Consider the following 20,275-nt stretch of genomic DNA (forward strand, 5'->3'; position numbering starts at 1 on the left):
CGCTTTTCTTTGCATTGGCCGAAGCTACCCATTTTCTGCTCTGGGCAACATGGATCTGGATCCCGTTCCGCTGTTGCGGACGGAGCGCTATGGTTAATGTCTTCCTCTTAGCCTTTTTGCTTCTCCTTTCGGGAGCTTGCTCTGGGGCCGAAACGGCCATCACGGCCATGGATAACTTGCGCCTGGAATCCCTGATCGAGGAACAAGGGGATCCGCAAGGCTTGTATCGACTGGCCCAACAACAGCGCTCACGGCTGATCACCACCCTGTTGTTGGTGAACAACTTTGTCAACATCGGCATTGCTGCCCTGGCCACAGCCCTCTCCATCGAGCTGCTGGGATCCCAGTTTGGAGCTTTGGCCGCCACTGTGCCCACCACGCTCCTGGTGCTCCTGTTTGGAGAAGTAGCCCCAAAGTCCCTGGCGGTGAGTCATCCCCTGGGGGTGTTCCGCTGGGTGGTGCGGCCTGTCCATATCCTCTCGGTGCTGCTGCGCCCTTTTACCGACGCCTTTGAATGGATTGTCAGCCGGCTGTTCAACCTGTTGGAGCTCTCGCCGCTGACGGCCACCGCTTCCCTCAAGGATTTGGAGCTGTTGATCGACGTGCTGGGGCAGCGGGGGCTGCTGGATTGGCAAAAACGGCGCCTGTTTCGCGGGGCGCTGGCGTTGGATTTGCTCCAGGCGGGAGATGTGGCCAAACCCAGAGTAAAAATGGAGACCATCTCCCACGATAAAACCCTGCAGGATGTGGTGAAGCTCTGCCTGGAGACGGGCTACTCCCGCATCCCTGTGCAGGGGGAATCTAAGGACGAGATCGTCGGCGTCATCCACCTCAAGCAGGCCCTGCGCCACCTGGAGCAAAAGGGCAATGCCGAGGTGACCAAGGCCATGTCCCCGCCTTTTTTTGTGCCCGATACCAAGCGCGTCAGCCTGTTACTCAAAGAGATGCTGCGCTCCCGCCAACACCTGGGGATCGTGGTGGATGAGTTTGGCGGCACCACCGGCCTGATCACGCTGGAGGACATTTTGGAAGAGCTGGTGGGAGATATCTACGACGAAAGCGATCTCTCCCCCCTGCTGCTGCAGCGACAACGACGACAGCGCCCCTCCTCCCCTGGCTCCCCTTGAGGGAGGCCGCTAGCCGGCTTCTACAGAGTCTTCGTTGGCTTCGGGAGGGAGCTCCACAAAACCTGGATCGGCAGGGTAGCGGGCCACAAAAAAGATCGAGAAGCTGTGGATCCCCAGGCCTAGGCCCCACCAGCCCAGCAGCGGCACCAGCCACGGCCAATCCGCCCGGTACAACTGCTGGAAAAACACCAGTCCCGACGCGCTGCAGAGAAAAACGGCCAGGTGGGCCGCGTAGGTGTAGCGGTCATCCAGCTTGCGAAACTCGGGATCCCGACGGGAGGGCTTCCGGGGCCAGCGAGGCGGCATGGCAGCAACCCCTCACAACTCAAAACCTTCTCCAGTGTAGAACAAGCCACCACCAGGGATCCCTGCAGCCGTACGGGCTTTTTGCTCCTTAAGAGGTTTGCTGGGGATGCTCCCGCCAGCGGCAACTGGGGGGATCCGTTTCGCCGGGCTGGGTGGCAAACTCCAGCGGCCCGTTTTCGGTGTATAGGTGCAGGTCGAACCAGAAGGTGGATCCCTGTTCCAGCTTGCTTTCTAGGCAGATGCGGGTGTGGTGTTTCTCCAGAATGTTGCGCACAATGGCCAGGCCCAGGCCGGTGCCCTCCAAAGTGTGGACGCGGTTCTCGACGCGGAAAAAGCGGTCGAAGATCCGCTCTTGATCCTCCGGGGCGATGCCGATGCCCGTATCGGCCACCGCCACCCGCACCGCCTGCGGGGATCCATCCGCCTGTACCACCAGGTGGGCATGCACCGTCACCAGACCTCCCGACGGCGTGAACTTGAGAGCGTTGCCCAAAAGATTGGTCATCACCTGCAGCAGCAGATCGTAGTTGCCCCACACCAGTGGCAGATCCGGATCGACAAACTTGCGCAACTGGATCCCTTTGTCGCGGGCTTGCAGGTGGTGGGTGCGCAGGGTTTGCTCGATCACCGCCGCGATATCGACGGCCTCGAAGTGGTACTGCTTGCCCGACTCCAGACGCGACAAATCCAACACATCGTTGACCAAGCGGGTGAGGCGATCGGTTTCGCGGTTGGCAATTTCCAGATAGTCCAGCCGCTCCTCTGGCGACATCTGCTCGCCGTACTCGTAGAGGGTCTCGATGAAGGACTTAATGCTAAAGAGGGGGGTACGCAGCTCGTGGCTGATGTTGCTGATGAACTGGGCCTTGGCCTCGTTGAGCTCCACCTCGCGGGTAATGTCCTGCACCGTCATTACAATCCCCTTGAGGTTTTGCCGCCGCGGGTCGGATACCGGCGACAGCAGGATGCGAACGACGCGCTTGATGGGGCCGCTGAGGTTGACGCGAATTTCCTCTGCCTCTTGATCCCCGCGGGCAATTTGCATCAGGGGGCGGGCCAACTGCTGCCGTAGATCCTCCGGCAACAGCTCCGGCAAGGGCTTGCCCAAGACGGGATCCCCTTCCCAGCCGAACATGCGAGAGGCCGCCGGGTTGAGCAGCAGCACCCGAAACTCGGCATCCAGCAAAATGGCGGCATCGACGATAGAGAAAACCAACGTCTCCAACTTGGCTTTGGCGGCGGCCAGTTCTTCGATGTTCTGCTCTTCGTAGCTCTGCAGCCGCTCCGCCATCTCGTTAAAGCTGTCGATGAGCTGGGCCAGCTCTCCCCCAAAGGGCAGGTCGATGCGCTGCTTGAAGTTGCCCTTGGTGATTTCCTGAACGCCCTTGACCAGTTCTTTGATGGGATAGGTGATGGTGAGGGCGTTGACCACGGATCCCAGGATGGCCAGAACCCACACTGCCAAAAACACCCCAATCGAGACCTCCCGCGCCAGTTGCGTGGAGCGCACAAGGGCGGGGTTGGGGTTGATGCCGAGGCCAAGGGTGCCCAAAAAGCGGCCCTGATGATAGATGCCGACAAAAATGTCCGTCACCCGCCCGGCAGGGGTGAGGTGGGTGCGCACCAGCGGCTGGCCCTCGGCAGGCGGGCGGTTGTCCGGCAGTTGCATGCGGCGGGTAAGGCTGAGGGAGGTTTTCACCTCCTGGTTGGAAAACGGGATCCCGTAGTAGATGTTCCCCTCCGGGTCGGCGTAGAGCAAATAGCGAATGCTGCTGGTGCTCTCAAAATATTGCCGCGACAGTTGGACCACTTCGCCGATGCGATCTTCTGCGATCAGGGGGGCGACATTGGCTGCCAATAGCAATCCCAGATCCCGGCCAAAGCGAGCCTCGTTAAAGCGGGCATCCTGCTGCACGGTGCTGACGGCCCAGAAGGTGAAGCTGCTCACCACCAGCGAGACCACCAGCGTGGCCACAAAGAGCAACTGGGTCTCCAGGCGCAGCTTTTGTTTCCAGCGCGCCCACCAGCGCCGCAGGGATCCCCAAAAGCCCCCTCCCCTTGTCGGCTCCGCAGTCTCCCCAAGCGAGGGCTCTGGAGGAGAAGAAGCAGCCGCCTCAGGGGATTGGACTTCGGCAAGGGGCTCGGCAGTGCTGACAGGAGACATGAACCCGACGTAACAACCCTGGAGAACGCTGTCGCCACCATTTTGACATGGCTGCCGACAGGGTTAAGAAAGGGTTAGATTTTCTGAAAAGATTGTTACAACAGAAGGGACACGCCTAGATCCAACTAGGGATCCTAAAGGCGCAAAAGGAAATGCTTCTAGAGGGGTTGCAGGCCTAGCTTCTCAAGCAAAGCCGCATCGGCGGCCGAGCCTGGGTTAGGCGTGGTCAACAACTTTTCGCCGGTGAAGATGGAATTGGCGCCTGCCGAGAAGCACAGCGCCTGGTCGCTCTCCGACAGGTTTTTCCGCCCTGCCGAGAGCCGGATCTGGGCTCTGGGCAGCAGCAGCCGAGCCGTGGCGATGGTGCGCACCAGCAGCAGCGGATCGGGAGGGGGAAGCTGGCCCAGGGGCGTGCCAGCCACCGGCACCAGCGCGTTGATGGGTACCGAAGTGGGCGGCGGCGTCAGGTTGGCCAAAACGTGCAGCAGGCCGATGCGGTCTTCGTCGGTCTCCCCAAGGCCGACAATGCCGCCACAGCAGATCTGCAGGCCGGCTGCCCCCACATGGGCCAGAGTCTCCAGGCGATCCTGGTAGGTGCGCGTCGTGATGATGCGGGGGTAGAACTCCGGCGAGGTGTCCAGATTGTGGTTGTAGGCCGTCAGCCCTGCCGTCGCCAACTGCTGCGCCTGAGCAGCCGACACCATCCCCAAAGTGACACAGGCTTCCATCCCCAGCTCGCGCACCGTGCGCACCATCTCCAGCACCCGCTCAAACACCTCCCCTTCCGGGGCTGACCGCCAAGCAGCGCCCATACATAGCCGGGTGGCACCGGCTTTTTGAGCAGCCATGGCCTGCTGGCGCAGCGAATCCAGGGAGATCAAGGGGTAGGTCTCGATCCCTGTCGAGTAGCGGGCGCTTTGGGGGCAATAGGCGCAGTCTTCCGGGCAGCGGCCCGACTTGATGTTGACAAGGGCGCAGAGTTGAACCCGGTTGGGAGGGTGGTGCTGTCGGTGCACCGCTTGCGCCTCGAACACCAACTGCAGCAGCGGTCGGTGGTAGATTTCGCGAACGTACTCCAGAGCAATGGCCATGCCGGCAATGTCCAAAACTCCCTAAAAGCTTGCCAGCGCTCTTAGGTTTGGTTAGGATGTAAAATCTGTGCTTTGAGAAGGCGAACCCGTCTCGCTTAGAAACTCAACAATGATAACCGCAGAAGCAGTGGCCAAAGGCCCTATCAGCCAATTTGTTGAGCATCACTTTCGCCACTTCAACGCCGCCGCCCTGGTGGATGCCGCCAAGGGCTACTGTGCTCACCTGGAAAAAGGCGGCAAGATGATGGTGACCTTGGCCGGCGCCATGAGTACGGCGGAGCTGGGGCTCTCCCTGGCCGAGATGATCCGCCAGGACAAGGTGCACGCCATCTCCTGCACCGGCGCCAACCTGGAGGAAGACATCTTTAACCTCATCGCCCACGACTTCTACGAGCGGGTGCCCAACTACCGCGACCTCAGCCCGCAGCAGGAGCAGGAGCTGCTGGAGCGGCACCTGAACCGGGTAACCGATACCTGCATTCCCGAAGAAGAGGCGATGCGGCGCCTGGAAAAAGCTCTGCTGGAAGAGTGGATGGCTGCCGACCGGGCCGGGGAACGCCACTTCCCCCACGAGTTCATCTACCGCATCCTGCGCAGCGGCAGGCTGGAGCCCTACTACCAGATCAATCCTCGGGATTCCTGGGTTTACGCGGCCATGGAGGCCAACTTGCCCATCTATGTACCGGGATGGGAAGACTCCACCACCGGCAACATGTACGCTGCCCACTGCATTACCGGTGAGATCCGCAATGTCCATACCGTCCGCACGGGCATTGAGTACATGATCCAACTGGCGGACTGGTACACGCGCACCTCGGCAGAGTGCTCCATCGGCTTCTTCCAGATTGGCGGCGGCATTGCTGGCGATTTTCCCATCTGCGTGGTGCCCATGCTGCACCAAGACCTGGGCCGCAAAGGGATCCCCCTGTGGGGCTATTTCTGCCAGATCAGCGACTCCACCACCAGCTACGGCTCCTACTCGGGGGCAGTCCCCAACGAGAAGATCACCTGGGGCAAGCTGGGGGTTGACACACCTAAGTTCGTCATCGAGTCGGATGCCACCATCGTGGCGCCTTTGATCTTCGCCTGGGTGCTGGGGTGGTAGGGCCGTCTCAGGGCACCTCCCGCTCGGTCGTCCCTGGAGCGGCAGCCAGGGGAAGGTACAGCTGTTTCAAACGGGATGAAGACATTTCGCCCCCCACTCCCAACACAAGGAGAGAGGGGTTGCTGAGGGTCAGCGATTGTCCTTATGGTTCGGGGCGGGGCCATTGGGAAAGCAGAATCGCCGCTTCCCAGCGCCTCATGTCCTGGGCAATGCGCAGGGGGGTGAGGCCGTAGCCGTCCGGCTCGTCAATCTCGGAGCCATGCTCCAGCAGCAGCCGCACCACCGCGGGGTTGCCCGACCAAGCGGCAAAATGCAGGGGCAGGCCGCCGGCCCCGAAGCGGGCGTTCACTTCGGCACCTCCCTCGAGCAAAGCCTTGGTCACTTCAGGATTGCCCAGGCGGGCAGCTTGGTGGAGGGGGCTGGCTCCGCCGCGATCTAACCAGTTGGGATCCGCCCCAGCGGCCAGCAAAAGGCGGGTGTTGAGGCCGCTTTCGACGAAGAACAGAGCCGTCTTGCCCCGCTCCTCGACGACATTGGCGTCTTTCCCCAGCCAGAGAGCCAGTTGCAGCCGCAGCGGGTTGGCGGTGGCCAGGACTTGAGGATCTTCTGGCAGGGAGTACCCGTAGACCCCCAGCCCTCCCAGCAGCAGGGATCCCAGCCCGGCACCCACAGCCCACCACCTACGCTCCATGGCCCTACTCCTCAAAGAACAGGATGGCAATCCCTTGGCTGGGCAGGGCCTGGGCCGAAAGCAGCAACGGGTTGCTGAGGGCAGGTTGCGCGGCAGCGGCGGAAAATAGGCGCAAAAACGCTTCTAAAGGTTGCAGCTCGCATTGGGACGCCTCGGCGGCGGCGGTGCGATACATAGTCGGGATGACCAACTTGGGCTGCAACACTTCGATGGCTGCCTTGGCCGCCTCGGGATCGTAGTTTTTCGGCCCACCCCCCACCGGCACCAGCAAGAGGTCAGGGCGAGCCAGCAGGATGGACTGTTCCCGGCCAATCGGCAGAGCAGCCCCCCCCAAATGGACAATGTCGATCCCGGCCATGCGCCAGCGCCAGCCCACGTTGAGGCCAAAGCGAGGGCCCCGCGGCATGCGCACCCCCTGCACGCGGATCCCATCGATGACGTAGTCCCCGGGCTGAAACAACACCCTGGGGTTGCCGGGCACGACGTCCAGGGCCCCTTCGTCGAGAAGGCGGCTGCTGAGCAGCACCAGATCGGCATTAACGCTGGGAGCAGGGTAGCCGGCTGTACAGCCCCCAGGCCGAAAGGGGTTGACCAGAAAGCGCTTGCCCTCCCCCTCGAACAAAACGCAACTGTGGTGCAGCCAGGTCAGTTGCAGGCTCTGGGAGGTGAACTCCAGGGATCCCCCTGGGAAAGGGGCCGTTTGGGCAACCGCCCATTGACCCCCTACGGCGAGGGATCCCACCAGGCCGGCGCTGGCTTGCAAAAGCTGGCGACGCTTCATGGGCACGGGATCCCTGACGCGACGACGGCAGCCGCTGGCTGGGACGATCCCGAGACATGGAGCTGAGCCAGGCGCAGGAAGTTGCCCAACAGGCGCTTGCCCTCCAGGGTCAAGATGCTTTCTGGGTGAAACTGCACCCCCTGAACGTGAGGATAGCGGCGGTGGCGCACCCCCATGATGATCCCACTGTCCGTTTGAGCCGTCACCTCTAGCTCGTCAGGACAGGTGGAGGGCTCAATGACCAAGCTGTGGTAGCGAGTTGCCGCAAAAGGCCGGCTTAGCCCCTCAAACACCCCCACCCCTTGGTGGTAAATCAGGGAAGTTTTGCCGTGCATCAACTCAGAGGCGCGCACGATCTGGCCACCGTAGACCTGGCCGATGCACTGGTGGCCCAGGCAGACGCCCAGAATGGGCAGCCTTGGCCCCAGCTCCCGAATCAGCTCCAGCGAGATGCCAGCATCCTCTGGCCGTCCCGGCCCGGGGGAAATGACCACCCCCTCTGGCTGTAGCTGGCACAGCTCGGCAACCGAGAGCTGGTCATTGCGAAAAACCCGCACCTGCGCCCCCAGTTCCCCCAGGTATTGCACCAGGTTATAGGTAAAGCTGTCGTAGTTGTCAATAACGACCAGCACGATAGCATCCGGCGACGAGACCCCATTTTATCATTGCCCAGGAGGCTGCTAACCCTCGGCTCGGCATTTAGAGCCAATACCTTGAGGAAGCTTGTATTCTGGAAGGTATAACACATAAGCAGCAGCGAGTTGGCTGGCTTTCCAGATGTCAATGCCGACTTCTTGGATCCCATGAATGCGCTTCTCTCCCCGGCAACCGATTTGCTGGACGAGTTGCGGCAGCTTTTCCCCTTCGAGCTGGACGAATTTCAGATCCGGGCCATTCAGGTTCTGGCGGCAGGGGAATCGGTGGTGGTCTGTGCTCCCACTGGATCCGGCAAGACCCTGATCGGAGAATATGCTATCTATCGGGCCTTGTCCCAGGGCAAGCGGGCTTTTTATACAACCCCTCTGAAGGCTCTTTCCAACCAAAAGTTTCGCGATTTCGGCCAGCAATTCGGCCCGGAGCGGGTTGGCCTCCTCACCGGCGACATCTCCATCAACCGGGAGGCGCCGATCTTGGTGATGACCACCGAGATCTTCCGCAACATGCTCTACGGCACGCCGCTCTCTCTGGCGGTTCAGAGAGGGGCCTACGCCAGTGAGATGGAACCTTGGGAGGATGCGGAGGCCCTGAACCGGGATCCCTTGCGGGATGTGCAGGCGGTGATCCTGGACGAATGCCACTACATGAACGACCAGCAGCGGGGCACCGTCTGGGAAGAAGCGATCATCTATTGCCCCCCTACAATCCAGCTCATCGCCCTTTCGGCCACCCTGGCCAACAGCGACCAGCTCGCCGACTGGATGAACCAGGTGCATGGTCCCACCCGCCTGATCGACTCCAGCCATCGCCCGGTGCCGCTGCAATTTCACTTTGCCAATCGCAAAGGACTGTTCCCCCTGCTGGAGCAAACGGAGTCGGGCCAGTGGGTTCGCAATCGCCGCCTAAAAAGCAAACCCTCCAAGTCCGGCCAGTCCTCCTATGGGGGGGTGCCAGATATGGTGCAGGTGGTGGAAAACTTGCGCCAGCGAGATATGTTGCCGGCCATCTATTTCATTTTCAGCCGCAAAGGTTGCGACCTGGCGGTGGCCGGTGTGGGGAACTTGGACTTAATCGCCAGCGAGGCAGAACGGCAGCAGTTGGCCGAGCAGATCGACTGCTTTTGCCGGGAAACGCCGGAAGCTGTGCGTCGGGATCAACTGGATGCCCTCTACCGGGGTATTGCCGCCCACCATGCCGGCATGTTGCCCGCCTGGAAGGGCTTGGTGGAGCACCTGTTTCAGCAGGGATTGGTGAAGCTGGTCTTCGCCACCGAGACCTTGGCCGCCGGGATCAACATGCCCGCCCGCACCACGGTCATCTCTTCTCTTTCCAAGCGCACCGATAACGGCCACCGCCTCTTGACCGCCTCTGAGTTTATGCAAATGTCGGGCCGGGCCGGACGACGGGGCAAAGATGTGATCGGGCATGTGGTGACGTTGCAATCCCCCTTTGAAGGGGCGCAAGAGGCGGCGCGGCTGGCCACGGCGGGGGCGGATCCCTTGGTGAGCCAGTTTACCCCCACCTATGGCATGGTGCTGAACCTGCTGCAAAAGCACTCTTTGGAAGCGGCGCGGGATCTCATTAACCGCAGCTTTGGCCAGTATTTGCTCTCGCTGCAAAAGCTGCCCGAACAACAAGAACTGCAGCAGACGCGCGCCGAGCTGGAAGAGATCGACCGCCTCCTGGGAGATATTTCTGCTGAAGATATCGCCCGCTATGAGAAAATGCAGGCGCAGCGGCGGGAAGAACGGCGCATCTTGCGCTACCTACTCAAACAGCGAGAAGCCGAGCCGGATCCCACCCTGCGCCTGTTGGCTTTTCCCCACATCCAAGCCCAAGAGGAAAAGATCCGCGCCCTGGAAGCTCAAATCCGAGAGAATCCCGCCCACCAAGTGGGGAAAAAACTGCTGGGCCTACGAGAAAAACGGCAGCGCTTGCTCAAGCGCCTTGAGCATCTGGAGCGGCAAAGCGATTCGGTGCAGGAGTTGCGCTGGCAGCAATTTATGGCCTTGGTGGGGGTGTTGCAGGAGTTCGACTGTCTGCGGGAGTATCAACCTACCGCCAGCGGAGAGGTGGTGGCCGCTCTGCGAGGGGATAACGAGCTCTGGCTGGCGCTGGCTCTGCTCTCTGGGGAATGTCAAGGCTGTGCTCCTCATCATCTGGCCGGAGTTGTGGCTGCCTTGGTTTCAGAGCCTCCCCGTTCAGGTACCTACAGCCGGCTGCGCACCTCGGGGCTGGTGGAGGATGTGTTGCATGGGTTACGGGGCCTGCGGCGGCAACTGTTCCGCAGCCAGCGGCAACACCAGGTGTTTCATGTGCCGATTGGGTTTGAGCCCAGCTTGGCCGGGATCGTGGAACACTGGGCGCAAGGGACTCCTTGGAAAACCTTAGAGGCCAGTACCAACCTGGATGCCGGCGACTTGGTGCGCCTGATCCGTCGCACGTTGGATTTGCTTTCTCAGATCCCCTATGTCCCCCATCTGCCGTCAGAGTTGCGGGAAAATGCCCGCGAAGCCCAAAAGATGCTGGATCGCTTCCCGGTCAGCGAGCTGATCTAGAACTAGAATTACTGACTTTCTCTTTTTCAGGGACACAAGTGTAGCTATGCCACTGTTTGCAGAAAGCCTAGCTGCTAGCCTTTTGACCAACCCCAGTGTAATCCTACTTCAAAGCCTTCAGAAGTGATTGAGCTGCTGGACAGATTCCAGGGGTGTTCATGGATGATACTCTATCTGGGAAAAAAGCCTTTGGGCTTTATCAGAGTTAAGAAAATGAGGTGAGTACAACGTGCCTGACTTCAACTATTGGAAAGATAAGTACAAACATTCCTGGGAGGAGTCTGCAAAGCGAGAGCATAAGGTTGCAAAGCTTCTGGAGTCTATGTCTGATGGCAGAATTCAAGTTGAATTTAGAGGTTTAGGGACAGGCCAGTCAGAGTACCTACCTGGGAACGCAACACAGCATGGTCACGAGAAAGGTGATCCAGATATCTTTGTCGTTGGAACAAACGTGTACCTTGAAATTACTGGGCCATTGACAACCTCGGTCGACGAACATCAGCCTCTGTGGATTAGACCTGACAAGGTTCAAAATGCTCAAAGAAAAAGAGAAGGAGAACATGAGGTTTGGTTAGTGCATCACTTGCCTCGGAACGACTTGTTACGTACGGTAGCGCTCGACACTGAATTTTTTAATGCCTTGCAAGATGGAGAGTTTCCAATCGTTAACCCTAAAATTCGTGGAGCAGAAGAAAAGTATTACTCCATTCCAGCAAACCATCATTGCGTCGGATCAATAGATGTTCTGATTGAAAGACTGACGAGAGGAAGGTAACCCGAACTATACATTAACTAATTCGTAGAGCTAAACTTTACGCTAAATGTTGGCTAATCCAAGAAGAGAAGAAATTGACTACATTGAATCAGGGATCCGTCCGATGAAGCTGACAATGAGGTTTGGATCAGTGGCATTGGTTGTGCAGAGCTCGAACTGGGCTTGGCACTTCTGATGGCCAACTCCGTTAGGTCCATGCCCGACCCCGCTTGCCGTGTCCCACTGTAGCCTGGATCTCAGTGGACTTGGCCAGACTTCCCTGGACACCAAAAAGCCCAGAAGCCTCACCAGATAAGAACTTTCTGGACTTGGGTGGATACCAGTGGACTACCTGATAACGGAGAGAGTGGGATTCGAACCCACGGTGAGTTGCCCCACACAGCATTTCCAGTGCTGCGCCTTCGACCACTCGGCCATCTCTCCAGCGCACAGATTAATGACTTTCCAGCAGAGCTAAAAAGTCAGCTTTGTGATCCTAGCAAAGGATGGCGGTCACTAAGAGGATCCTTTGGCATCCCCAGGCCGAAACATTTGCCGCATCACCTTCCAGCGGGAGCAGCGCCAGTGGTCGATGTGGGATTCGATGAGACCTGCGGGGTTAAGCCGCATCTCTGTCCAGCCGGGGATGCACAGGCGGGGACGCCAGGGCAAAAAAGACAGGGATCCCCTCAGCGTCCACTCGCTGCGGATGTGGCTGCCGCTCTGGTGGATGTCGTGCAGCTCAAGATGGATATCCTGCAGCCAGCGCTCTAGGCTAGCAATCATGGCCCGGTAGCGATCCAGGCCGCGAAACTCGTTGAGGGGATCCCGGAAATAGACCTGGGGATCGTAGAGGGAGTAGGTTTGATCCCGAGGAAAGCGGGCGTAATCGGCCCGCAGGATGGCCACCAGGTCGAGGCTGGCCTGAGAAGGGTGGCTCATGCTCTGACCTCAGCAGGAAGGGATACCGTCTCTCCCGGGGCAGGACAGCACAGCCGGATGGATTGGCCAGTGGCGGCGTTCAGGGATCCCAGCTTTTCCCGGAACTCCTCTAGGCTCCCCAGAGGGCGGATCTGGGCGGCAAACCAGCCGTGGTAATCTACCTCTCCCAGAGCGGTGGGAATCACCTGCTGTGGGCGCAGGGCGGCCACCACCTGCAGGGCCCGCTCCGGCCCCATGATCACCTCGCCCAAGAGGGGAAAGATCTGCCCCACCACCGGGATCAGCAGGGTGTGGATGGGGGCAAACTCCTGCTGCAGCCGCGGGCGGATATCCGGTTGGGAGAGGTGGGGCTCGTAGTAAAGCCGCGTCTGGGTCGGCAGCTCCTCCAGCAAAAAGCCCAGCTCCCGCACCGGCCCTAGAGGTGCTCCCGGAACCGCTGTGATGCGCAGATCTCCCCACTGCACTGACTGCCAGGGATCCAGGGCCTGCACCCTCTTAAAGCCAAGGCTCCGTGCCACGCGGGCGGCTGTTGGAGAAGCGAAAACCGGGATCTGCCGGTTCAGCCGCTGCAGGGTGGGGGGGTGGCAATGATCCGGCTGGCCCTGGCTGAGGAGGATGGCGTCGAGTTTGGGCAGGGTTTCTGGTGTGAAGGGCGGCACCTGGCGGTGCTCCAGGCGGATGAACCAGGGCAGGCCAAAGAACACCAAGGGATCCACCAGCCACGGATCCAGCAGAAAAGTCTGGGTCTGGGTATGGATTAGCCAACTGTTGAGGTCGATGCGGGTGAGTTTCATGGTGCTACTGCCCGGTGATGGAGAGATCGGCTACCCAAATGCGAGGACACAAACCAGCAGGGGTGATTTGGGGCTCCGGCTCGACGTAGAAAATCGACTGCAAGAGTCCTAGAAAATCCCCCGCTACCGTTGCCGCCTCGATACTGATGCGCTCTCCCTGGCGCACCCACCAGCCCTGAAAGGGCAGGGAAAAGGATCCCTGCAGAGGCTTGACTCCGGCATGGAGAGCCTGCAGCTCGTCAATCCAGACCACATTCTCAGCCGTAGCCAGGTCGTAGGTGCTCTCTGGTGGAGCCCCGGCAAAGACGTGGTAGTAGTGGGCCGCCACCGTCACCTTAGCGCCGATATTGGCATGTCCCGTGGGCTGGGCCCCCAGGCGTTTGGCGGTGCCGGCGCTGTGCAAAAAGTGGGTCAGAACTCCATTGGTGATGAGGGGAACGCGGCGGGTGGGAGTGCCTTCACCGTCGAAGCTAATTGCGCTCACGTTGGTAGGGTGCAAGGCGTCATCACACACCGAGAGCAGCGGCGAGGCAATCTGCTTGCCCAGTGAGTCGGGAGTGGACAGGCTTTGGTTGTCCAGGATGTTTTGGGCGTTGAAGAGATTGGAGAAAGCGCCCAAGAGGCTTAAAAAAGCTTCCCCGGAAAAAACCACTGTGTATTTCCCCGAAGGGATCCGCTCGTACTCCAGGTGGCTGATGAGTTTCTCGGCTGCTTCCTTGACGCAGCCCTGGATATCCAACTCCTCCAGGCTGCGGGCTACCCGCATAGCGCCGGCGCTGCGGGGTTTGCGACCCTCCTGTTCTGCCTTGCCGTAGAGAAAGACCGAGGTCAGGGTGTGGCCCTCCTGCCGCAGAGCCTGGTCGCTGTTGAGGTAAAAGCGGTCGATCTGCCGCTGGGCCAGGCCGTTGTAGGGTACCCCCTGGATGGCGGGATGGGATCCCAGTAAAGCCTTCTCAGCGGCCAGCAGTTGCTCCAGAAGCTCGCTGGCCAGCGCCAGCGGCCTTTTGGCGTTACAGGGCTGGAGAATGGGCAGCTTCGCTTCTGGACTCAATTGGGGTGCGTGTTCCCGCACGCCGAAGTGGCTGGCTTCAAAGGCCGTCTGCAGAGCCAGTTCCAGCCCTGCCTCGTCCACAGCGGTGGTGGAAGTCACCCCCACCTGGCCCTGGTCGTTCCAGGCCCGCACCGTCACACTGCAGCGGTGAGAGGCTTTTACCTGACGGGGCTCCCCCTGCTCCACCTGCACGCTGGTCTCGTCCACCTCGGCTCCGTAGAGATCAAACTGGGGGATCCCCAAACGTTTGGCACAGCTTTGCGCCTGTTCGGCCAAGGCCTCAACTTGCAACATCGCTACTCCTTCCCTACCGACGGGCCAGCCAGGCGGTCAAGTCCTCCACGCTGTGGAAATCCAACAAAGCTTCCCCCAGCGCTTCCAGTTGCGACGGCGGCAAGGCCCAAATCTGGTTTTCCAAGGCCGGGTCAAGGGATCCCAGCTTCCGCCGCAAAAGCCGCAAAACCAGTGTTGCTTCCCCGTGTTGCAAACCCTGTTGTAAGCCCAGTTGCAAGCCTTCTTTGCGCCCTGCTTCCAACCCCTCCCGCAGAGCTTCTGCCCGCCATTCCTGGTAGATCACCGATTCCCTCATATCCAAGGACCTCATGATTTGCCGAATCAAGCCCCGATCCAATGCTAGTCCTGCCAAAACGGCTGTTGCCGCTGCCAATTCCCGCTGCTCGCTGGACTCTGGCAAGCGCTCCAGCTCAGCAACGACTTCTCGTAAGGTTTCTCCAGGATCCTCCACCTGGCTCAAGACTCGAAAAGGCAGCAGGGCTGGCCAATCGACCCTGGCTGGCAAGTTACACTCCCAGAGGCGAACGACCTCAAACTCATGGCTTAGCCTTTCTAGGCGAAAAGAGGTTTGGAAGACCCGCTGCGAGCGCGTTTTGCGAAGATAAATGACCACCTGCCGCACCGATAGCTGGGGATATTTCCGATAGAGGCGGAGCCGATAGTCGGCCATGCGAAAGGGGATTTCAGGATCCGGATCTGTTTGAAATTCCAGATGCAAAATGCCCTGCTGTAGCCCTAGCAGAATGACCGAATCGGCTCGCATGGGCTCCTCCGACAGTTCTGTGGGCAGAAGCTGTACCGGCAGAGCTACCTCTCCCATCAGCCAACGGGCAAACTGCTCCGGAAAGCGCTCCGCCAGGTACTTGCAGATGTTGTCGTAGGCCATGGGGGATCCCTGAAACTAGCGCCCGCCCACGGTGATAGAGTCCACCTTGATGTGGGGCTGACCCACAGTAACGTAGATGCTGCCGCTGACAGAACCGCAGAAGCCAGGCGCCAGGCGGAGATCCTTGGAGCACATGGAGATCTTGGTCAAGATATCCTTGGCTTCTCCAATCAGCGTGGCTCCCTTGAGAGGCTTGGTGATTTTGCCATTTTGGATGAGATAGGCTTCTTCCACGGCAAAGTTAAATTGGCCAGTGGGGCCGACACTGCCGCCCCCCATGCGCTTGCAGTAGATGCCTTTGTCAATAGAGGCAAACAGGTCGTCCAGTTCGGCGTCGCCGGGGGCGATGTAGGTGTTGCGCATGCGGCTGGCAGGGGCAAAGGTGTAGTTTTGCCGGCGACCACTGCCGGTGCGGGGATGGCCGGTGCGCATGGAGCCGGCCCGATCGGCCAGGAAGTTTTTCAAAATGCCCTTTTCAATGAGCAGGGTGCGCTGGACGGGCATGCCCTCGTCGTCCACGTCCAGGCTGCCAAAGGCCCCCTCGGAAAGCCCCTCGTCCCAGGCGGTGAGGTTTTTGTGGGCAATTTTCTGGCCTTTTTTGTCGGCAAAGGGAGTGGTTTTGCGCTCGATCTGGGTCGTTTCCAAGAGATGCCCACAGGCCTCGTGGAAGATGACGCCGCCAAAGGCGTTGGACATTACAATCGGGTAGGTGCCCGATTCCACATAGTCGGCATAGAGCATCTGGCCGGCGGCTTCTGCCAGCTCCTGGCTGTGGGCTACGAGATCCCAGCGGCGCAAAAAGTCGGGATCCCTGGTGCCCCCTGCGCGCTGGCTAACGGAAGCGCGATGATCCCCATCGGCACAGAGCAGGGTAGAACTAACCGACTGGGTAAGGCGGATGTCGCGCACAAAGGTGCCGTCGCTGCAGGCCACCAGGATCTCCTGCCAGTCACGGAAGTAGTTGGTGCGGCGGGACTGAACATGGTGAGCTTGCCGCTTCAGCTCTGCGTTGGCCCGCAGCAGGATCTCCCCCATCTCGGCAAGGGAGCTGCATTCCTTGAGCCAGCCGTCTTTACCGCGGCGCTCGGCGTAGTCCTGGAGCAGCCCTAGGTTGACGGTGCAGACCAAAGCAGCAGGGCCAGGGGGGGTGAGGCCCATCAAGAGCAGGCCTTTTTCTAGAGCAGCTTTGAGGCCGGCAAAGGAGAGATCGTTGGTGCTGACGTAGCAGTCGGCCAGGCCGCGAAACACCCGCACCCCCGCGCCGGTGGAAAGTCGAGGGGTGATGCTGGTGAGGGTGTCGTCTTCTGCCAGGCAACTGATGGAGTTAGCCCGCTCCAGGAAGATCTCCACCAGATCGGCGCCGGCAGCCCGCCCCCACCCCAAGAGAGTTGAAAGGGGATCCCGCCAATCCTCGCCGAAGCGCTGCAGGGTGGGGCGGTAGTCGAGGTTGGGCAGTTCTTTGGATAAAAGCAGCATAGTAGGCCGAGAGCACTCAAAAGAGGGAAAGGGCAGGCTAGATGCCGCCATCTTTTGCTCCCTCAGTTTAACAAGACGTAAAGGCTGCCCTTTTGGGGAAAGAGACTCCAAGCTTGACAAGGGCAGAGGAGCGGCCGAAGATCGCTGCACAAGGATCCCTCACCTTGCAATGGCTGCCAAGAAAAGACCCTCGGAGCTTCAGCCCAGCCTATTTGACGATCCCCTAGAGCCACCTGCCTCTGCAACGGAGACGCTTCCCCAACTGGATCAGATCCCGCTCTCGGCTCAGGTGCCCATTCCCCCCGGCACCTATCGGGATCTAGAACAACTGGAGCAGCACTGCCGAGTCTGCCAGCGCTGTGAGTTGGCGGCCAACCGTACCCATGTGGTGGTGCACCGAGGTAACCCTAAAGCCAAGATCGTGATTGTTGGCGAGGGGCCGGGGGAAAACGAAGATCTGCAAGGCCTGCCCTTTGTAGGTAAGTCCGGCCAGTTGCTGGACAAGATCCTGGCCTCGGTGGGGCTCGATCCCGAGCGGGATACTTACATCTGCAATGTGGTCAAGTGCCGCCCCCCCAACAACCGCGTACCCACCCAGGCGGAGATGGACGCCTGCCGACCCTATCTCTTGGAGCAGATTCGCCTGGTGGATCCCTGGATCATTTTGTTGACGGGGGCCACTTCGGTGCGCTCCCTTTTGGGGGATAAGCGGGGCATTACCAAGATCCGCGGCGAGTGGATCCAGTGGCAGGGGCGCTGGTGCATGCCCATCTTCCACCCCGCCTACTTGCTGCGCAACCCTGACCGCACCCCCGGCAGCCCCAAGTGGTTGATGTGGCAGGATATTCAGGCGGTGAAGCAGAAGTACCTAGAACTTGCTGGCGCAACGCCACCCCAGCAGGACTTTTGAGCCCACTTTCCCTGTCGCTTACGTGGCCAGCGCTGCTGCCCTCACCCCCAGCCCCTCTCCCTTGGGAGAGGGGGGTATGGGATCCCTAACTTGCAGGCTTGAAGCCGCTCAGCAAGCCAAAGCGCAGCAAGCCGGTGGCATAGGCCCGCCGCATCAGGCCCAGCCCCAGCGCCCCACGAACGGTGACCCAGCCGCTGCGCACCAAAGCCGGGATCCACCGCCAATCGCGAGCCGAGGCAATTACCTCATCCCAAAAGGGGGCCACCCGCTCCGACCAGTCGGCGGTGCGCAACTGCTCGAACCCCACCTCTTGGGCCAGTGCTTCATACTCCGACAAGCTGATGACATAGGGCAGGCAGTACACGTCGTAGATCTGCTGCAAAAGCCGCTGATCCTGGCGGCTCAGGGATCCCTCGCGGTGGCACCAGGTCACCACCATCATCTGCCCGCCCGGCTGCAAGACCCGCCAGCCCTCGGCCAGAAACCGCCGCTTATCTGGCATGTGCTCGCCGCTTTCCAGAGCCCAGACCAGATCGAAGGTGTGGTCGGCAAAGGGCATTTCCAGGGCATCGGCCACCCAAAAGCGCACCCTGTGGCTCAGACTGGCCTCCTGGGCCCGCTGCGTGGCCCGTCGGGCCTGGACAGGGCTGAGGGTAATGCCTGTTACCTCGGCGCCAAAGCGCCGCGCCAGCTCCAGGCTGCTCCCTCCAATGCCACAGCCGAGATCGAGGATGTGCTGAGGGGGTTTAGGATCCCCGATCTGGCCCCATTGAATCACTCGCTCCATGAGATCGATCTGGGCTTGGCGGCGATCCTTGCCGGTCTGGCCCGGCTCATAGTAGCCGTGGTGCATGTGCTCCCCCCACACCTGCTCCCACAGGCCGGAGGAAGCATCGTAGAAGCGGCGGATGCGTTGGTTGAGGGGGGAAGCCATCCAGGTAGGAGCGGGTCGGGATCCCTTCCATTCTGGACGATCTGGCCGTCCCTGCTGGCCCTGGACGCAGCCTGACAAAACCCCGATTAAGCTGGGAAAGTAGGCCCTTGCCGCCCATCCCCCTTTCTTAGACTGCCTTGGCCACCTCGGAATTGGCTCTGGAACAGCTTCTCTTCACCCCGGCCACACCTGCGCCTGACGCGGTGCGGGTCATCTACGCCTTTCCCAACACCTACTCGGTAGGGATCACCAGCCTCGGCTACCAGGTCATCTGGAGCCTGCTGGCCAGCCGCCGCGAGGTGGCGGTTGCCCGCCTGTTTACCGACCTGGCCGAGCCGCTGCCGCGGGATCCGGAGCTGGTGGGTTTTTCCCTGTCTTGGGAGCTGGACTACGTCCATATCCTGGATCTGTTGGAACGACAGGGGATCCCCCTCCAGGCCGAGGCGCGGGAAGAAGCGCATCCCTTGGTTTTTGGCGGCGGCCCGGTGTTGACGGCCAACCCTGAGCCCTTTGCTGCGTTCTTTGACTTGATCCTGCTGGGAGACGGGGAAGGCCTGGTGGAGCAGATGATCCAGACCTATCAGCAGGTGCGGCAGGGATCCCGGGCCGAAAAGCTGCAGGCGCTGGCTCAGGTGCCGGGGATCTACGTGCCCAGCCTCTACGAAGTCCACTACCGCGGCCCCGACGGCCCGGTGGAAAAGGTCATTCCCAAGCGGGACGGGATCCCCAGCTCCATCCGCAAGCACACCTTCCGCGGCAACACCCTCTCGGTGTCCACCGTGGTTACCCCCAAAGCGGCCTGGGAGAGCATCTACATGGTGGAGGTGGTGCGCAGTTGCCCCGAGATGTGCCGCTTTTGCCTAGCCAGCTACCTAACTTTGCCTTTCCGGGCGGCCGACGTAGAAGGGCATCTGATCCCGGCGGTGGAGCGGGGGTTGCAGGTTACCCAGCGGATTGGCCTTTTGGGGGCTTCGGTAACCCAGCACCCCCAGTTTGAGGAGTTGCTGGAGTACCTGGCGCAGGATCGCTTTGAGCAGGTGCGCCTTAGCCTGGCCTCGGTGCGCACGGGCACGGTCACGCCTCGCTTGGCGCAAGTGCTTTCCCGCCGCGGCAGCCAGTCCATTACCGTGGCCATTGAAAGCGGCTCAGAACGGCTGCGCCGGATCGTCAACAAGAAGCTGACCAATGAAGAAATCTTGGCGGCGGCCGCCCACGCCCAGGCCGGCGGCCTGAAGGGGATCAAGTTCTACGGCATGGTGGGGATCCCGGCGGAAACCCAGGCCGACCTGGAAGCGACGGTTGCTCTTTTCAAGGAGCTCAAGAAGGTGGCTCCCCGCCTGCGCTTGACTTTGGGCTGTAGCACCTTTGTGCCCAAGGCCCACACCCCCTTCCAGTGGCAGGGGGTGGATCCCCAGGCCGAGAAAAAGCTGCAGTGGTATCAAAAACATCTGCGTCCCCTGGGCGTGGAGTTCCGTCCCGAAAGCTACAGTTGGTCGGTGATCCAAGCCCTCATCTCGCGGGGGGATCGGCGGGTGGCCCGAGTCTTGCAGTTGGCGCGGCAGTGGGGCGAGTCTCTGGGCAGCTTCCGCCGCGCCTTCAAAGAGCTCAAGGGACAACTGCCGCCCTTGGACTACTGCGTGCACAGCGACTGGGATCCAGTGGATCCTCTGCCTTGGCAGCACATCGAAGGCCCTCTCACCCCAGAGCGACTGCTACAGCATCGCCAGGAAGCTTTTTCGGTTGGCAGCTCTTGA

General features: G+C 60.6%; 18 protein-coding genes and 1 tRNA gene. 6 read left to right on the top strand and 13 right to left on the bottom strand.

Annotated elements, in window-relative coordinates; translation table 11 throughout:
- Positions 1-89 precede the first annotated feature (89 nt).
- Positions 90-1,127, top strand: a complete 1,038-nt coding sequence (locus NW858_RS06365; protein ID WP_414348887.1) for a hemolysin family protein — start codon at positions 90-92, stop codon at positions 1,125-1,127.
- 9 nt (positions 1,128-1,136) lie between these two features.
- Here the strand turns inward: NW858_RS06365 and NW858_RS06370 are convergent, their stop codons facing one another.
- The 3 genes from NW858_RS06370 to bioB form a co-directional block, all read right to left on the bottom strand.
- The gene (locus tag NW858_RS06370; protein ID WP_414332633.1) at positions 1,137-1,433 is read right to left on the bottom strand and encodes a 2TM domain-containing protein; all 297 of its coding nucleotides are present in this window, start codon (positions 1,431-1,433) and stop codon (positions 1,137-1,139) included.
- A gap of 88 nt (positions 1,434-1,521) precedes the next feature.
- Positions 1,522-3,597 (bottom strand): ATP-binding protein, encoded by a 2,076-nt coding sequence (locus NW858_RS06375; RefSeq protein WP_414520131.1) that lies wholly within the window; start codon positions 3,595-3,597, stop codon positions 1,522-1,524.
- A 158-nt stretch (positions 3,598-3,755) separates the two neighbouring features.
- On the bottom strand, positions 3,756-4,688 hold the full coding sequence (bioB, locus tag NW858_RS06380) for a biotin synthase BioB (RefSeq protein WP_414520152.1): 933 nt from the start codon (positions 4,686-4,688) through the stop codon (positions 3,756-3,758).
- 109 nt (positions 4,689-4,797) lie between these two features.
- Between bioB and NW858_RS06385 the strand changes: the two genes are divergently transcribed.
- On the top strand, positions 4,798-5,793 hold the full coding sequence (locus NW858_RS06385; RefSeq protein ID WP_414520132.1) for a deoxyhypusine synthase family protein: 996 nt from the start codon (positions 4,798-4,800) through the stop codon (positions 5,791-5,793).
- A 142-nt stretch (positions 5,794-5,935) separates the two neighbouring features.
- On the opposite strand, the gene NW858_RS06390 is transcribed toward NW858_RS06385, so the two are convergent.
- From NW858_RS06390 to NW858_RS06400, 3 genes are read right to left on the bottom strand one after another with little or no spacing between them, the layout of a single operon-like run.
- Positions 5,936-6,484 (bottom strand): ankyrin repeat domain-containing protein, encoded by a 549-nt coding sequence (locus NW858_RS06390; RefSeq protein WP_414520133.1) that lies wholly within the window; start codon positions 6,482-6,484, stop codon positions 5,936-5,938.
- 4 nt (positions 6,485-6,488) lie between these two features.
- On the bottom strand, positions 6,489-7,265 hold the full coding sequence (locus tag NW858_RS06395; protein WP_414509673.1) for an MBL fold metallo-hydrolase: 777 nt from the start codon (positions 7,263-7,265) through the stop codon (positions 6,489-6,491).
- Positions 7,262-7,897 (bottom strand): anthranilate synthase component II, encoded by a 636-nt coding sequence (locus tag NW858_RS06400; RefSeq protein WP_414520134.1) that lies wholly within the window; start codon positions 7,895-7,897, stop codon positions 7,262-7,264. Before NW858_RS06400 ends, NW858_RS06395 begins: the two co-directional genes overlap by 4 nt.
- A 171-nt stretch (positions 7,898-8,068) precedes the next feature.
- On the opposite strand from NW858_RS06400, the gene NW858_RS06405 reads away from it, so the two are divergent.
- Complete coding sequence (locus tag NW858_RS06405; RefSeq protein WP_414348896.1) at positions 8,069-10,480, top strand: DEAD/DEAH box helicase; 2,412 nt, start codon at positions 8,069-8,071, stop codon at positions 10,478-10,480.
- Positions 10,481-10,709: 229 nt separating this feature from the next.
- On the top strand, positions 10,710-11,255 hold the full coding sequence (locus NW858_RS06410) for a hypothetical protein (protein ID WP_414332647.1): 546 nt from the start codon (positions 10,710-10,712) through the stop codon (positions 11,253-11,255).
- Between the two features lie 338 nt (positions 11,256-11,593).
- Here the strand turns inward: NW858_RS06410 and NW858_RS06415 are convergent.
- The 6 genes from NW858_RS06415 to NW858_RS06440 all read right to left on the bottom strand — a co-directional run bounded on the left by NW858_RS06415 (position 11,594) and on the right by NW858_RS06440 (position 16,677).
- Positions 11,594-11,678, bottom strand: a tRNA-Ser gene (locus NW858_RS06415).
- A 72-nt stretch (positions 11,679-11,750) separates the two neighbouring features.
- Positions 11,751-12,176 (bottom strand): DUF2358 domain-containing protein, encoded by a 426-nt coding sequence (locus tag NW858_RS06420; RefSeq protein WP_414520135.1) that lies wholly within the window; start codon positions 12,174-12,176, stop codon positions 11,751-11,753.
- Positions 12,173-12,970, bottom strand: coding sequence for an MBL fold metallo-hydrolase (locus NW858_RS06425; RefSeq protein ID WP_414520136.1), 798 nt, complete (start codon positions 12,968-12,970; stop codon positions 12,173-12,175). The genes NW858_RS06420 and NW858_RS06425 overlap by 4 nt, the downstream gene beginning before the upstream one ends.
- Positions 12,971-12,974: 4 nt before the next feature.
- Entirely contained in the window at positions 12,975-14,315 is a 1,341-nt protein-coding gene (locus NW858_RS06430; RefSeq protein ID WP_414348881.1) for a TldD/PmbA family protein, read from the bottom strand.
- Positions 14,316-14,328: 13 nt separating this feature from the next.
- Positions 14,329-15,201 carry an Rpn family recombination-promoting nuclease/putative transposase gene (locus tag NW858_RS06435; protein ID WP_414520137.1) on the bottom strand — a complete coding sequence of 291 codons (873 nt, stop codon included), beginning with the start codon at positions 15,199-15,201 and terminating at the stop codon, positions 14,329-14,331.
- 15 nt (positions 15,202-15,216) lie between these two features.
- Entirely contained in the window at positions 15,217-16,677 is a 1,461-nt protein-coding gene (locus tag NW858_RS06440; protein ID WP_414376836.1) for a TldD/PmbA family protein, read from the bottom strand.
- A gap of 289 nt (positions 16,678-16,966) precedes the next feature.
- Here NW858_RS06440 and NW858_RS06445 point away from each other — a divergent pair, with 289 nt between their 5' ends.
- Positions 16,967-17,587, top strand: a complete 621-nt coding sequence (locus NW858_RS06445; RefSeq protein WP_414337495.1) for a uracil-DNA glycosylase — start codon at positions 16,967-16,969, stop codon at positions 17,585-17,587.
- Between the two features lie 85 nt (positions 17,588-17,672).
- On the opposite strand, the gene NW858_RS06450 is transcribed toward NW858_RS06445, so the two are convergent.
- Positions 17,673-18,521 carry a methyltransferase domain-containing protein gene (locus NW858_RS06450; RefSeq protein WP_414332663.1) on the bottom strand — a complete coding sequence of 283 codons (849 nt, stop codon included), beginning with the start codon at positions 18,519-18,521 and terminating at the stop codon, positions 17,673-17,675.
- 137 nt (positions 18,522-18,658) lie between these two features.
- Between NW858_RS06450 and NW858_RS06455 the strand changes: the two genes are divergently transcribed.
- Positions 18,659-20,275: a B12-binding domain-containing radical SAM protein gene (locus tag NW858_RS06455; protein WP_414520138.1), complete on the top strand. Its 1,617-nt coding sequence runs from the start codon at positions 18,659-18,661 to the stop codon at positions 20,273-20,275.

Origin of the sequence: Synechococcus sp. H55.10 (assembly GCF_047502715.1) — a bacterium.
In the GTDB taxonomy this organism is placed as follows: Bacteria; Cyanobacteriota; Cyanobacteriia; order Thermostichales; family Thermostichaceae; genus Thermostichus.

Bases quoted from the DNA above. Each gene is read 5' to 3' on its own strand.
- NW858_RS06365 (WP_414348887.1), top strand. From the start codon at position 90: ATGGTTAATGTCTTCCTCTTAGCCTTTTTGCTTCTCCTTTCGGGAGCT.
- NW858_RS06370 (WP_414332633.1), bottom strand. From the start codon at position 1,433: ATGCCGCCTCGCTGGCCCCGGAAGCCCTCCCGTCGGGATCCCGAGTTT.
- NW858_RS06375 (WP_414520131.1), bottom strand. From the start codon at position 3,597: ATGTCTCCTGTCAGCACTGCCGAGCCCCTTGCCGAAGTCCAATCCCCT.
- bioB (WP_414520152.1), bottom strand. From the start codon at position 4,688: ATGGCCATTGCTCTGGAGTACGTTCGCGAAATCTACCACCGACCGCTG.
- NW858_RS06385 (WP_414520132.1), top strand. From the start codon at position 4,798: ATGATAACCGCAGAAGCAGTGGCCAAAGGCCCTATCAGCCAATTTGTT.
- NW858_RS06390 (WP_414520133.1), bottom strand. From the start codon at position 6,484: ATGGAGCGTAGGTGGTGGGCTGTGGGTGCCGGGCTGGGATCCCTGCTG.
- NW858_RS06395 (WP_414509673.1), bottom strand. From the start codon at position 7,265: ATGAAGCGTCGCCAGCTTTTGCAAGCCAGCGCCGGCCTGGTGGGATCC.
- NW858_RS06405 (WP_414348896.1), top strand. From the start codon at position 8,069: ATGAATGCGCTTCTCTCCCCGGCAACCGATTTGCTGGACGAGTTGCGG.
- NW858_RS06420 (WP_414520135.1), bottom strand. From the start codon at position 12,176: ATGAGCCACCCTTCTCAGGCCAGCCTCGACCTGGTGGCCATCCTGCGG.
- NW858_RS06425 (WP_414520136.1), bottom strand. From the start codon at position 12,970: ATGAAACTCACCCGCATCGACCTCAACAGTTGGCTAATCCATACCCAG.
- NW858_RS06430 (WP_414348881.1), bottom strand. From the start codon at position 14,315: ATGTTGCAAGTTGAGGCCTTGGCCGAACAGGCGCAAAGCTGTGCCAAA.
- NW858_RS06435 (WP_414520137.1), bottom strand. From the start codon at position 15,201: ATGGCCTACGACAACATCTGCAAGTACCTGGCGGAGCGCTTTCCGGAG.
- NW858_RS06440 (WP_414376836.1), bottom strand. From the start codon at position 16,677: ATGCTGCTTTTATCCAAAGAACTGCCCAACCTCGACTACCGCCCCACC.
- NW858_RS06450 (WP_414332663.1), bottom strand. From the start codon at position 18,521: ATGGCTTCCCCCCTCAACCAACGCATCCGCCGCTTCTACGATGCTTCC.